This window comes from Pseudomonas sp. DCA-1 (assembly GCF_046523955.1).
Lineage (GTDB): Bacteria > Pseudomonadota > Gammaproteobacteria > Pseudomonadales > Pseudomonadaceae > Aquipseudomonas > Aquipseudomonas putida_Y.
Map to the genome: position 1 here is coordinate 5,104,357 of NZ_CP169881.1, position 13,054 is coordinate 5,117,410.

At 58.4% G+C, this 13,054-nt stretch carries 11 protein-coding genes; 7 read left to right on the forward strand and 4 right to left on the reverse strand.

Annotation, left to right across the window (positions count from 1 at the left end; genetic code table 11):
• Positions 1-7 precede the first annotated feature (7 nt).
• The 4 genes from ACE4QZ_RS24070 to ACE4QZ_RS24085 form a co-directional block, all read right to left on the reverse strand.
• Positions 8-1,282, reverse strand: a complete 1,275-nt coding sequence (locus ACE4QZ_RS24070; RefSeq protein ID WP_084851553.1) for a restriction endonuclease subunit S — start codon at positions 1,280-1,282, stop codon at positions 8-10.
• A complete protein-coding gene (locus tag ACE4QZ_RS24075; protein ID WP_084851552.1) occupies positions 1,272-3,206 on the reverse strand; it encodes a type I restriction-modification system subunit M in 1,935 nt (644 codons plus the stop codon). Before ACE4QZ_RS24075 ends, ACE4QZ_RS24070 begins: the two co-directional genes overlap by 11 nt.
• A gap of 489 nt (positions 3,207-3,695) precedes the next feature.
• On the reverse strand, positions 3,696-4,607 hold the full coding sequence (locus ACE4QZ_RS24080) for a restriction endonuclease (protein ID WP_274102067.1): 912 nt from the start codon (positions 4,605-4,607) through the stop codon (positions 3,696-3,698).
• A 278-nt stretch (positions 4,608-4,885) separates the two neighbouring features.
• Positions 4,886-5,629 (reverse strand): hypothetical protein, encoded by a 744-nt coding sequence (locus ACE4QZ_RS24085; protein WP_275966513.1) that lies wholly within the window; start codon positions 5,627-5,629, stop codon positions 4,886-4,888.
• Between the two features lie 486 nt (positions 5,630-6,115).
• Between ACE4QZ_RS24085 and ACE4QZ_RS24090 the strand changes: the two genes are divergently transcribed.
• Genes ACE4QZ_RS24090 through ACE4QZ_RS24120 form a run of 7 tightly spaced genes read left to right on the forward strand, consistent with a single transcriptional unit; the run spans position 6,116 to position 12,961 of the window.
• A complete protein-coding gene (locus ACE4QZ_RS24090) occupies positions 6,116-6,985 on the forward strand; it encodes a GTPase (RefSeq protein ID WP_028697626.1) in 870 nt (289 codons plus the stop codon).
• An 11-nt stretch (positions 6,986-6,996) separates the two neighbouring features.
• Positions 6,997-7,590: a hypothetical protein gene (locus ACE4QZ_RS24095; RefSeq protein ID WP_028697627.1), complete on the forward strand. Its 594-nt coding sequence runs from the start codon at positions 6,997-6,999 to the stop codon at positions 7,588-7,590.
• A 7-nt stretch (positions 7,591-7,597) separates the two neighbouring features.
• Positions 7,598-9,361, forward strand: coding sequence for a dynamin family protein (locus ACE4QZ_RS24100; protein WP_274102068.1), 1,764 nt, complete (start codon positions 7,598-7,600; stop codon positions 9,359-9,361).
• Positions 9,358-10,992: a GTPase gene (locus ACE4QZ_RS24105; RefSeq protein ID WP_021784351.1), complete on the forward strand. Its 1,635-nt coding sequence runs from the start codon at positions 9,358-9,360 to the stop codon at positions 10,990-10,992. Before ACE4QZ_RS24100 ends, ACE4QZ_RS24105 begins: the two co-directional genes overlap by 4 nt.
• Positions 10,985-11,314: a YkgJ family cysteine cluster protein gene (locus ACE4QZ_RS24110; RefSeq protein WP_033738470.1), complete on the forward strand. Its 330-nt coding sequence runs from the start codon at positions 10,985-10,987 to the stop codon at positions 11,312-11,314. Before ACE4QZ_RS24105 ends, ACE4QZ_RS24110 begins: the two co-directional genes overlap by 8 nt.
• A 10-nt stretch (positions 11,315-11,324) precedes the next feature.
• Positions 11,325-12,065, forward strand: a complete 741-nt coding sequence (locus ACE4QZ_RS24115) for a DUF3944 domain-containing protein (RefSeq protein WP_021784353.1) — start codon at positions 11,325-11,327, stop codon at positions 12,063-12,065.
• Entirely contained in the window at positions 12,065-12,961 is an 897-nt protein-coding gene (locus ACE4QZ_RS24120; RefSeq protein WP_021784354.1) for a hypothetical protein, read from the forward strand. The genes ACE4QZ_RS24115 and ACE4QZ_RS24120 overlap by 1 nt, the downstream gene beginning before the upstream one ends.
• Positions 12,962-13,054 lie beyond the last annotated feature (93 nt).

Below are 13,054 nucleotides of genomic sequence, written 5' to 3' on the forward strand. Positions count from 1 at the left end.
ACCTTCCTTACTCTTTTGGCAGTCGAAGCTGGCCGGAAATTAGACGGGGCAAGAGGATGTCACGCATCCGGGTGAGAGTTTGAGCCTGCTCTGCATTAGCCAGCCAACGATCGAGCAAAGGCTCGATCTGTACACCGAGCTTCAGAATAGCCTCGTCAGGAGGCACTATTACTTTGGCCTCCGTCAAATGTTTGCGCTGTATGTGCCCCATGGTGGTTGCCTTACTGGCAGCAATCTGCTGGAACGCAGATAGATGCTGACGCGTCCACAGGTAATAGAACCATTTCGGGAACTCTGCGGAGGTAACTTTGAACAGGTGTTGATTCAATGCTCCCTCACCGCCACACCAGATCGCGACCTCAAGGCTGCCAGACCATGAGAAAAGCACGTCGCCGTTCTGAATGATGTACTCCGGTTTGATATTTCGACCAGCGCGGTCGGCTCCCTCGGTATTTCCCTTTCTGAGTTGGGCAATCTTGATGACGGGAAGCCACGCATCTTCGCTTGGAGGGAATTTCTGCAAAGCCAAGCCGTTCAGATAATCCGCAATCGAATCCAAGCTACGAACTGCCCACCCCTTCGGAACCGAGCCCAGCTCGGACTCTTCGAAACTATCGGGGAAAAAGGCAGCGGTGGTGGCGTCCATGCCTTCCGGCTGGCGGCCTTCGGCCTTGGCGCGCACGGGGTCGAAATCGACGAACCAGGATTTGAACAACGCCTGGGCGATGGCTTCCAGGGTGGCGTTGGTTTCGCGTAGCAGGGTAATGCGGTCGTCGAGGGCACCAAGAAGCTCAGCCACCCCGTCCTGAACATCAATCGGAGGCAACGGAATTTTGAATTTGAAACAGTCCCCTACTCTTATATGGCTTACAACAGACCCTGAGCCTTCGTGACTACCAAATTGATGTTTCAACGACGGTGATTGGAAAACGTAATGCAAGAATCGAGGATGCAGGACTTTGGAGTTAGCTCGGTATTGCATGATCCTCTGCCCAAGAAACAACCCCTCTGGCAAGTCCACAAAACCAACTTCCCCAATTGGAGCCTCACGAGTCAGTAAAACATCGCCGTATTGCAATTTTGCTCGACGAGTCCACTTCTCATAGGTTGCTCCATCGACGAAACGGCAGCTATCAAGACTTACTCTGCCGTCACGAATGTTCGTCGTCCGAATCATGCGAAACGGCGTTTCGTACGAAACAACGGGCGCTGTCTTGTTGACGCAATCGACAATGAGTTCGCAAACGTCCTCAACAGGAACGACTGGCCATTCAGAGCTCATACCCCAGCCCCCCCAGCTTCTGCCGGATCAACTGATCCAGTTCTGCGCCCTTCTGCATCTGCTCACCCAGCTGCTGGGTAAGCCGCTGCATCTTCTCGGCAAAGGCTTCGTCGTCGTCCTCGACCTCTTCGGCGCCGACATAGCGCCCCGGCGTCAGCGCATGGCCGTGCTCGGCGATCTCCTCGAGGGTGACACTGCGACAGAAGCCGGGAATGTCGGCGTACTCGCCGACCTGCCCGCCCTCGTCCAGTGCTTCGCCACGCCAGGCCGCCACGGTGCTGGCGATGCGCTCGAAATCGGCATCGGTGAGTTCGATCTGCACCCGGCTAACGCTGGTACCCAACTTGCGCGCATCGATAAACAGCACCTGGCCGCTACGGTCGATACCAGCGGTGCTCAGGACATGGCGCTTGTCCTTGGCGAGGAACCACAGGCAGGCGGGAATCTGGGTGTTAAAGAACAGCTGGCCGGGCAAAGCGACCATCACTTCCACCACGTCGGCCTCGACCATGGCGCGGCGAATATCGCCTTCACTTTTCTGGCTGGAGCTCATGGAGCCGTTGGCCAGCACGATGCCGGCGCGGCCATTGGGCTTGAGGTGGTAAAGCATATGTTGCAACCAGGCGTAGTTGGCGTTGCCTTGCGGCGGGGTGCCATACACCCAGCGCGGGTCGCCTTCCAGGCTGCCGTGCCACCAGTCGCTGATATTGAACGGCGGGTTGGCTAGCACGAAGTCGGCACGCAGATCCGAATGCTGGTTGCGGACGAAGGTATCCGCCGGCTCCTTGCCCAGGTTGAAGTCGATGCCGCGAATGGCCAGGTTCATCGCGGCCAGACGCCAGGTGGTGGGGTTGGACTCCTGGCCATAGATGGACACATCGCCCAGCTTGCCACCGTGGGCTTCGATGAACTTCTCCGACTGCACGAACATACCGCCACTACCGCAGCAGGGGTCATACACCTTGCCATGGTGCGGATTGAGCACCGCCACCAGGGTTTTCACGATGCTCGCCGGTGTATAGAACTGCCCGCCCTTCTTGCCTTCGGCGCTGGCGAACTGGCCGAGGAAGTATTCGTAGACCTGACCGAGCAGGTCGCGGGCGCGGCCCACGTCGTCACCGAAACCGATGGTGGAGATCAGGTCCACCAGCTCACCGAGCTTGCCGTCCGGCAACTGGGCGCGGGCGTAGCGCTTGTCGAGAATGTTCTTCAGCTTGGGGTTTTCCGCCTCGATGGCGGCCAGGGCCTCGTCGATACGCTTACCGATATCCACCTGTTTGGCGGCGGCGCGAATCGACTCCCAGCGCGCCACTTCCGGCACCCAGAACACGTTGACCTCACGGTAGTAGTCGCGGTCTTCCAGCTCGGCGTTGAGCGCCTCGGGATCGTCATCACCCAAGTAGTAGTCGTCGTTCTCGTCGGTAAGCTTGCGCTCCAGCTCGGCGCGGCGGCCGGCAAAGCTGTCGGAGATGTACTTGAGGAAGATCAGCCCGAGCACGATGTGCTTGTACTCGGCGGCATCCATATTGGCGCGCAGCTTGTCGGCGGTGGCCCAGAGGGTTTTCTCCATGGCCTCGATGCTGGTGGCAGCCTGTACCTTGACCACCTTGCCCTTGCTGGCTGCCGCCTCGACGACATAGCTAGCAGATACTTCGGCCACGGCCGGCTCGAAACGCTCACGCGCCTTGCTCAGAGCCTGCGCCGCCAGGCTGGCACCTGCAGCCTGGGCGCGCAGCACAGAACCACCGCGCCCGCGGCCCTTGACCAGAACACCCTCACCGATCAGCGCGTCGCGCGATTCCCAGAATTGCTCTTCACTCAGGCCGGTGAACTGGCTCTTGAGTCGCTCATAAAGGGCCTGATTGCCGATGCTGCCGCCATCTTCCGGTACTGCTGCCAGCAACGCCTGGGCCAATTCACTCATGCATAACACTCCCATACCGTCCACAATCAGATGGGCCGGCCAATACTCAAACGGGCAATGATCAAGCGAGAGGGAACCTGAGGACGCCTCAAAACAGTGCTTTAATGCACCGCTACATTCAGAGAGCCATCCCTGGGCCACGCAAGCTGCCATCATTTTGGAATGCGCGCCACCTTATCGGCTGGCAGAGCACGGGTAAAGCGGTGGCCTGATTTCCATGAGTATTTCTGAAACACCACACTAGGAGCCCCTGATCTGCCAGCCCAGGGGCAACAATCAGCAGCGCGTCCATTTGCTTGATCGATTCGGCCCCGATTCGTTTTGGACGCGAAGCTCAAAATGCACCGTCCATCGGAATCCAGGCCACGCTGCGTTCCAACTGGTATTCCAAGCAAGTTGACCAAAAAGTTATTAACTAGAAGAAACAGATAGATACCGACTTGTTTCACAGTACCCCGGCGGACTGAACCAAGCCACCAGGGTCGTGAGTCACTCTTCAGCAAAGTAATCGCTGTCGAGCTGCTTCACCTCGTACACCTGCTTAACGCTCACGCCTAGGTTGTTCTCGACCATCAACCGCGCGAGCTCGACACCGTCGATCAGTACCACTTTGATATCCAGGCCTAGTGCCGCCTCGCGAGCGCCTGCGGAAAACTCCGACGTAGTGATGAATACGCCCTTGCGTGCCCGCTGCCGAGTCAGCGCGCCGATGAACTTGTCGATTTCGGGACGATGCACCGTATTGGTCCAGCGCTTGGCTTGCAGGTAGATCACATCCAGGCCGAGCTTGTCCTCCTTGATGATGCCGTCGATTCCGTCATCGTTGGTGGACTGGGTTGCCTTGCCCGCCTCCTTGCGCGAGCCGCCATAGCCCATGGCCAACATCAGATCTACCACCAGTTGCTCGAAAAACCCTGGCGTGGCCGCCTTGACCTGCGCCAACAGCTCATCGGCCAGTGACTGCACCAGTGCCTGATGAGCCTCGGCCAATTGCTCATCCGGTGTGGTCTCGGCAGCCTCGACATCAAGCACTCCAAGCACATCAACGGTCTGCGGTTTAGCGGTATGGAAGTCGGCAAACTCCGGAAACTGCTTCAGCCAGGCAACGGTAATGCGCTCCGGACCGTTGGCCAGTGCTTCCCGACCACGGGCAGTGATCTGCACCAAGCCCTTGCTCGGAATAGTCAGCAGACCGGCCTTGTTCAGGTAGGTCCTGGCCCAGCCCACTCGGTTGTTGATCACCGTTTGTTGCCCCGACGGCAGCCGCTCTTTGCGCTCTTCCTCGGTTAACTGGAATACCTCAGCGATGCTTTCGCGCAACACGCTGAGCGGAATTGCTACACCGTCTCGAACGGCCTCCAGCACCGGACGCATGACGCTTTGAAAATCCGGAATCGACATCCTGGTTCCTTCTCCATAATCGCAATTCAGCCCGCTGAAAAACCATCAGAGCCCGCGCATTGCCTGCTCATCAACGCCGCTCACCCCTGTAGTAAGGCAAGGTGGTATCCGCCTGTTCTGCATATGTTGCTAGGTCACTGACGAGTTGCGTCAGCTTATCTGGCCCCCAGACGAAACCACGCTGATAGCTGTCCAATGCCAGCGGCCAATCGCTTGGGCGAAAGACAGAGTACTGCCCCATACAAGCGAACTCGGCTTGGCGTGTAGAAATTCCGGGATCAATTTTCGTCCCAACGCTTACGCAGCGTCCTGATCAGCGCGTTTCCTCGCAAGGCGCGGCCGTCTGGCCCACAGAGTGCGACAGAACCTTCCGGTAATCCGAAGACGTCTTCGATCCTTGCCCGGATGGTGCTCACTTTTGCATCGGAGCGCGCGGCCCGATAGCGAGCCGCCTTCCGGTTTCCAATAACAACCGTTGAGTCTTCTTCCTGGTCATCCGAAGCCTCCAGGTCCTCGTTATCCCAGGTCTCTTCCGCTTCATCCTCCTCAATCAGCTCGCCATCGTCGTTGGCCTCTTCAGCCTCGTCGACCTCAGCGGTCAGGTCAGCCAGCGTCTGGGCATGGGAGTACCATGTGCTGGCATCCTCTTGTTCCCACACTAAGCCATCCTGGACATGGAAGGTGCGCAGGGCTGCGGAAGACGGAACGTAATCACTGAATCGCGACTTCACGGCCGGCAAACGTTCAAAGCCAGCCCCCAAGGCACGCAGCACTTTTTCTGGACCTGCAACCAGCAAAAATTCAGACCAGCACGGCTCGCGGAAGTTGACGCTGACAGTACCGTACATATAGAGAGTCGCCCGCAGTGATGCGTCCTGCTCAGCCAATTGGGTGAGTACCTGCATCACCGTGCGGTAGATGCTGAAACCTGCGTCCTCGATGGACTGCGAATCGACCTCGACGGTGGGTAGGGGCGATTTACTGTTGACGAACGCGAGCTCCGTCACCGATTTCTTGATCATTGCCTTCATTCCTTGAGCGGGACCTTGGGTGGGTATAACGAGCTGGTTTGCCACGATTGCAAACGTTGGAGATGAGCTCAAAGTGCGACCACAGCCTTCCCCTGCAAAAACCGCACGGTTGAGAGGGCATAATGCCACCACGGCATGTTAAAACTCTACCATCCCTCCTCAAACCTAGTGTCATGGGGCGCCACCTGGTGCAGCAGCGTCATGCCAGATCAACTGGGCAACAGCGCCAACCTACTAGGCAAACGGATTTGGTCATTAATCCTATGAAGCTGGATAGTCCGGACCCATTGTGAGCTTGCCCAGGGCTTACCATTTCAATGCTAAAGCCGTAACTCCCCTGCCAATGTCTACCGATCGCGCTCGGCAACATAGTCAGAATGCATATTTAATAGCCGTATGACATCATGCTCAGCACCCCAAGCCTGGCAGTGGGCAGATGCACTGCAGCAACAGTGATGCGACAGGAGACGCTAGCTGATGGACCGAACCAAACGACTTGAGGCGCTGGAGGCGGAGTACCAGCTGTTTGTTAGCCAGCGCGACAACGCCCCCCCGAGCAAGCCCCGCATTGCCGCCTGGGGCCTGGTCAAGGCAGGGAAAAGCTCCCTGCTCAATATGCTCAGCGGCCACGCCAGCGACGAGCATTTCCAAACCGGTGATGTGCGTACCACCCGTACCAACCAAGCGCTGGAACTGGACAACTACGTACTGGTGGACACCCCAGGTCTGGGCTATGACCAGAATGACACTCAACAAGCGAACCAGGGCCTCGATGCTGCTGATGTTGTGCTGTTCGTTCATGCCCCGCCTGGTGAACTGGACCAGGAAGAAGTGGCCCTACTCGATCAGCTGCGCAGCGCTTTTGGCCAGGATGTTGGCGAGCGGGTGGTGCTAGTGATCAGCCAGCTGGACAAGCTGCAGGACGCCGACCTCGCCGCAGTCAAGGACACCATCGAACGCCAGGCCTTGATTCATCTGGGTACGGCGCCTGAATGCTTCGTCATCTCCAACACGCGCTTCAAAAGCGGTGTAGAGAAGAACAAGCAAGGGCTCTGCGAGAAAAGCGGCATTCCACAGTTGGCGCAGCATCTGCAAACACTTTCGAAAAGCCTCGCTCAGTCTCTGGCAGAGGCCCGGCATAAGCGCCTGGCACGGCGTGCTTTGGAGCTGGGCGAGCGGATCGACGCTGAGATCGAACGGGACCTCAAGCTGATCGAGCAGATCACCGAGCCGTATGTGGTCAAGGCCAAAGCCTTCGTAGAGCACATCGACGGCGCTCGCCGCACCTTCAAAGCTCATACGTCCGACATGCAAAAAGCACGCACCAAACTCGACAGCCTCAAGTAAGGAGACTTGCAATGCCTCTACCCTGGTTGATCGGCGTTGCGGCAGTCGCTGCCGCCGCCGCCATTGCCAAAGCGGTCAGTGACGACAGCCCGTCATCTTCGAGCAGCACCACGCACTCCGACGATAGTGAACGGCGTCAGCAGGAGCAGGAAGCCAAGCGCCAGCGGGAACGCGAAAACCTGAAAGCCCGAGTGCAGTCACTTGCAGGCGACCGACGGGAACAACTCAAGGCTCAGCTCAGGGGTGCGGCATCTACGCTGGCCGCCTCATCGGACAAACACAACCCGGTCTCTGAAGGTATCAGCAAAATGACCCGCCTGACGCTTGAAGGGGTGCCGGGGGATCAGCTCGAACAACGCATCCGCAGCACCGCATCGTCGACATCGAGTTACGGCAAGACGGTTAAAGCCATTCTTCAGGCGTCACCCGCCATGGAAGGCGGCCACATCGTTCATTTCATGCAGGGCGTGAATCTGCTCGAATCCGTGTCCGCGCCCGCCGAGGCATCTGCCGCCGACCAGGCAGCGCTCGCCCAGGCGCAAGCGGCCCAGGCACGTATCGAGCGGCTGCAGCAGCTTAAACGTCAACTTCTCCTTCAGGCGTAATTGATCCATGAGCACTGTTACTCGCGATGAGTTGATGCAGGTCTTTCAACAACTGCAGGGTCAGTTTTCCAGTAAGAAGCAAGACTTAGCGCAGGCCCAACAACGCTTCGATACGCTGCGCACGGGCTTCGTCACCCTGTTGCGCCAACAAACCGAAAGCATGGCTAGCGCGGTCAGCGACAATAACCCGCTCAAGGAAGGCGCTACCCAGATGGCGCGACGCCTGACGGATCAATTCAGCGTTTGGGAAGAACGCGCCGAGGTACGTGCGAAAGGCGCAGAGTTTCGTGAAAACTACAATGATTCCCTGCTGGTGTTCGTGTACGGCAAGGTCAAGTCGGGCAAGAGCTCGCTGGGCAACTACGTGGCCTGGGGGCACAGTGAGCCAACTGCGCAACTCAAAGACCACGCCACTCTGAAACCCACGTATTTCTCCCATGACCGAACCGACGTCGCCAGCGGCGACAAAGAAGGCGAGGCGTACAGTTCCAAGCAATTCAGGGTCGGCGCCACCGAGGCCACCAGTTCTATTCAAGGCTTCAAGCTGCCTGGGTTCACCTGGGTTGACTCTCCAGGGTTGCATTCGACCAATTCGGCCAATGGCGACTTGGCGCGCAAGTATGTCGACCAGGCGGACCTGATTCTCTACACCATGAACTCGCAAGCTCCGGGCCGCCAATCCGACATGAGCGAGGTCAGCAGCCTGCTCGATGGTAAGCGCACGTTGATGATTCTGCTGACCGGCAGCGACATCACCGATGAAGACGAGGACGACGATGGGCAACTCGTCACCGAAGTATTGATGAAGTCAAAGGAAACCCAGCAGCGGCAAATCCTGGAGGTCACCGGCAACTTGGTGGAGATGCAACATGACGCTGCCAACCATGTCACCATCCTGCCTATCTCGACCCGTTTTGCCGAGCGCCACCCCTCGAACTTGCAAGAAAGTGGCCTGGGTACCCTGTACCAAACTCTCAAGGCATTGGCGCAAGGCCCAGGTGTCGATCTCAAGCTGACTACCCCTCTGAACAACCTGCGCAAGGCTATAGCTGAAACCTGCGACGACCTGAGCCTAATCAAGGAGCTGACCGAGACGTTCGACCAGCAGATCCAAAAGCAGGAGCAGGCGGTAGAGCGCGAGCTGCGAACTCTGAGCCAGAAGGGCGTCACCGAAATGCGCAGTTTCGTCAACCAGCTGTTCAACGGGCACCGCACCGACGACGCGCAGCTTCAGCTGCGCGAGCGCCTGGCCACGGTGCTAGGCAAGCTGACTGGCGAGGCCATAAAAGGCATCGGTGAAAGCCAGCAAAATACGCTGCAGCGTGCGTTCGACACCAGCCGTCTCGGCGCCATCCCTGCTTACCGGGAAGTTACGGTCGAGAAGGAATACACCAGCGGCACCCGCAGCAGCACCAAAACTGCCTGGGGCGCTGGCGGGGCGGTTCTCGGTGGCGTCATTGGCTTCTTCGTTGGCGGCCCCGCGGGCGCAGCTGCGGGGGCCTCGCTGGGGAGTGCCGCGAGCATGATTGGCCGCGGCGCCGAGGTCATCCGCGCCAAACACAACGTGGTCGTCGGCGACAACCTGGAAGAACAACGCCAGGTGGCCATCGAGCAGTACGCCAATGCCCTACCAGATTATCTGACCGAGCAGGTACGGGGCATCTACGAGCCGCTGAGGGACTCCATGCTCGAGTACTGCCAAATCCTGACGATCGAAATGGAGCGCCTGCGTCAGGCACTCATCACCCTCGAAACGAGCACTGCACAATGACCCAACCAGGCCCGATGACCCAACTGCTGGCCCTCTATGAGGAAGTGGATGGACTGTGTGAAACCTACAACCCGCAGGCTGTCGCCAGCATTCGCGAACTGAGCCGGGCGAAGAAGGCCCAGGCCGGCGCGAGCATCATGGTGTACGGCGTCTACAACGCCGGTAAAAGCACGCTGATCAACGCCTTGCTCGGCCAAGAGCTGGCCGCGGTAGCCGATGTGCCGGAAACCGCCCGTGTGCAAGGCTATCGCTGGGGCGATTTCGAAGTGCTCGATACGCCCGGCATCGACGCGCCGCTCGAGCATGAAGCCATCACCCGAGAGCAGCTGGTGCAGTCGGATGTGGTGATCTTCGTAGTCAATCCGCTGGGCGTGGTCGAGGAAGAGAAAACCCTCGATGTGCTGCTTGAGCTGGTACTTGCCGGCAAGATGATCTTCCTGGTACTCAACTGCAAGAGCCGTTTCGACCCCATCGACCTGGCCCGCATCAAAGACGAACTCAGCGAACGCATTCAGCAGAAGGCCGGTAACCAGAAAGTGCTTGGGCATATCCCGATCGTGGAGGTCAACGCCCGCTCCGCGCTCAAGGCGAAACTGGAGAACAAGCAGAACCTGCTGAACAGCTCAGGCTTTCCGAAGTTCGAAAGCGATCTGGCCGGATTCTTTGCATCCGTGGAGCAGAAGGCCATCGTCGCGCGTGTCGCCACCGAACTGTGCAGCTTCCTCGATGCAACGGTAGCCGAGCTGGACAAACACCAGGACCAAGCCTCGATCAAACGCCTGGACGCTTTCTATGGCGAAATTGCGCGTCGCGAGATCGATATTCGCCACGGTTTGAAATCGCTGATCGAAGCCAAGGCCGCCTACATCGGCAAGAGCACGATCACTGCGCTGAACCAAAACATCGATGGCGCTCAGGGCAAGATCGAGCAGCTTATCGGGCAGGCCAACGAACAGGTCTGCAGCGAGCTCGAAGACGCACTCACTCGCCTTGGTCTGGACGCTTCAGAGATGCTCGACGAAGTCATTCGAGACGTGCAGGTACAGCCACAGGCCTACAATGCCCAGGCTGCACCGGCCCTCGATACGCCTGAAGCCCTCTACGACCAGGCGCCCGCATCGCAGGGCATCGACCTGAGCCTGCTCGAATCCGGCGTCCGCCAGGCCAGCAGCATGCTCAAGGCCGAGCATGTCGTCAGCGTGCTAAAAGTTGGCAAGCAGTGGCTGCCGACACTGTTCAAGGGCGTCGGCCCGGTCACCATGGGCAAGGTTGCCGAGCAGATCGTCGGTAAGGTCATCCCGGTCATCGGTATTGCTTTCCAGGTAGGCAGCACGCTGTACTCCGCCTTCGCTGGCGACCCTGACCAGCAGCGCCTGGAGGAACAGGCCAAACGCGAGGCCCAAGAGCGCGAGCGTCGCGACCAGGCGATCCAGGCATTCGCCGATGAGACTGCCTGGGAATTCTCGCGGTCGCTGAACACCATGGTCGATACCCACCTGAAGAGCAACTTCGCCGAGATCAAGGACAAGCTGCAAAGCCTGCGTGGCAGCCTCGGCCAGGACCAGCGCCGCCTCAGCGAGGACCGCGAACGCCTTGTCCAGTGCCGAGCCGCAATGGGTGAGTATGCCTGACACTCCCCTTCCCTTTGCCTGCAGCCGCTGCATGGAATGCTGCCGACGCGTGTATCTGCTTGCTGATACCGCCGCGATGGACCGCGGCGACGGTGTCTGCCGGCACCTGGATGAAAACGACGCCGGTTGCCGCATTTATGACCAGCGGCCAGACGCCTGCCGCGTCGATCGGCAGTACGAGTTGCATTATCGCCAGGCAATGAGTTGGGAAACGTTTGTCAGAATCAACGAAGCCGGGTGCAGGCAATTGCAGGCACTTGGCGTTGGCGAGGACACCCGAGCAATCTCGGCCTCTAAAGACAACTGCGACACACAACCATAGGGACTTCAGAATGGGTATTAGCTATCGCGCGGATGACGACCTGGCCTTTCTGCAATATTGCCGGGAAGACGATATCCGCAACCTGGCGGCCTATCTCATGTTCGACAAGGACGGAGAAAAGCGCAGAGCAAGCGAAATCGCCGATGACCCGCAATTCAAGAAGCTGCAAGGCCAGCCAGATCAATGGCGGCGCTGCTGGCAACTGGTTGCTGGTGAGCTACAACATTTCGCTGGAGACTCAATCGTCAACCTGTTCCGACGTCAGGGTGTCCTATACAGGGAAATGCTCTGCGACGTCTGCGACAAGACTGACGTGAAGTACGACAACAAAGCCAGCGCCTACGCCATCGAAAACCAGCTCATCGAAAAGCTGGTGGCAAAGAGCTGGGAGCAAATGTCGCCGGAACAACAGCGTAGCACAGCCGAAGAAATGAACCTGAACGGCTCGCTTGGGGCGGTGCCGCTAGTCGCGATCATCAATGCCATTCGTGCAGGTGGCCTGGGCTCACTGCAGTGGTCATCCTGGCTTGCAAGGGGGGCTACTGCGTCTTTCAGCAATGCAGTAGGGGTAACCCTCGGTGGCGCTGCGGCTCTGGTAGGTGGGCGCGCGGTAGCGGCCATCGCCGGGCCTTTGGCAGCGATCGCCGTCACCGTTCCTCTACTCAGCGGTACGGCGTACCGGGTCACTATCCCGGCTGTCATTCAAATCGCGTTCATGCGGCGGCAGTATGAAAAAGAGGATCACTTCTAATGCAAGCAGCAGCAGAACTTCTCGAAAAAATCTGGGTGCTCGACGAGGCCGCCTTTTCAAAGGCCCTTATCGATGCGCTGGCAGCAGGCAAGGCAGTCATTCATGACGGCGTGGCTTATTACGCGGCAGGCAGTGGTAAGACGGGTGTCATCCAGCACCTACCGTTCAAGGAAACCGTATTCAAGTCCGCCGAAGAAGCACTCAAGGCCGCGCAGATGACCACCGTGATGGCTACCGCCGCGTCCACCTGCGTGATTCTCGGTGCGCTGATCATCCAGACCAAATACCTGGCGGCAAAACTCGACAAGATCCAGAACACAGTCGACGAAATAGCTAAAGAGTTGCATACCCAAAACATCGTCTATTACATGGACAAGGTCACCGACTACATCGGCAGTATCGAAGTAGCCCGCACCTTGCTCAAGGACCGCAGCTTGGCTAGTGAAATCAAGGAGGTGGCCTTCCCCTTGTTGGCAACAGCCGCAGCCAAGCGCAACCATGCGATGTCATTCATCGACAACATTCTGGCGTTGGCGCAGAGCCGCAACGAGTTGAGCAGCAAGCACTACGAGCTGGTAGTCAACTTCGCGCACATGATGCTGGAGGTCATGCCACTCGGCATTCATACAGAATATTTGCTGGCGGCCCGGGTAGGCAAACCGATGCTCGCCCAACTGATATTGGAAGATGGTGCAGAGCGTTATCAAGGCGCAATGCAACAATACAAAGCATTCCTCAATGCCCAACATCGCGAACTGGTACGGGGTAACATGGGTGACAAAACCGTGGTCCTGCAGCGCATCGAAGACAAGGCTCGTCACCTGATTCAATCGCAAGAGAATCAGCTACTGCTCACGTTGCCCTATGGCCGTATGGCAACGCTCGAAGCTGCATAAGCCCACTAGCCAGCTCAGGCGAAAAGGGGCTCGAACATGAGCCCCAGCCCGGCTGGATCAGACTAGACTCATGTGCTCGCCAGCCAGCCGCAG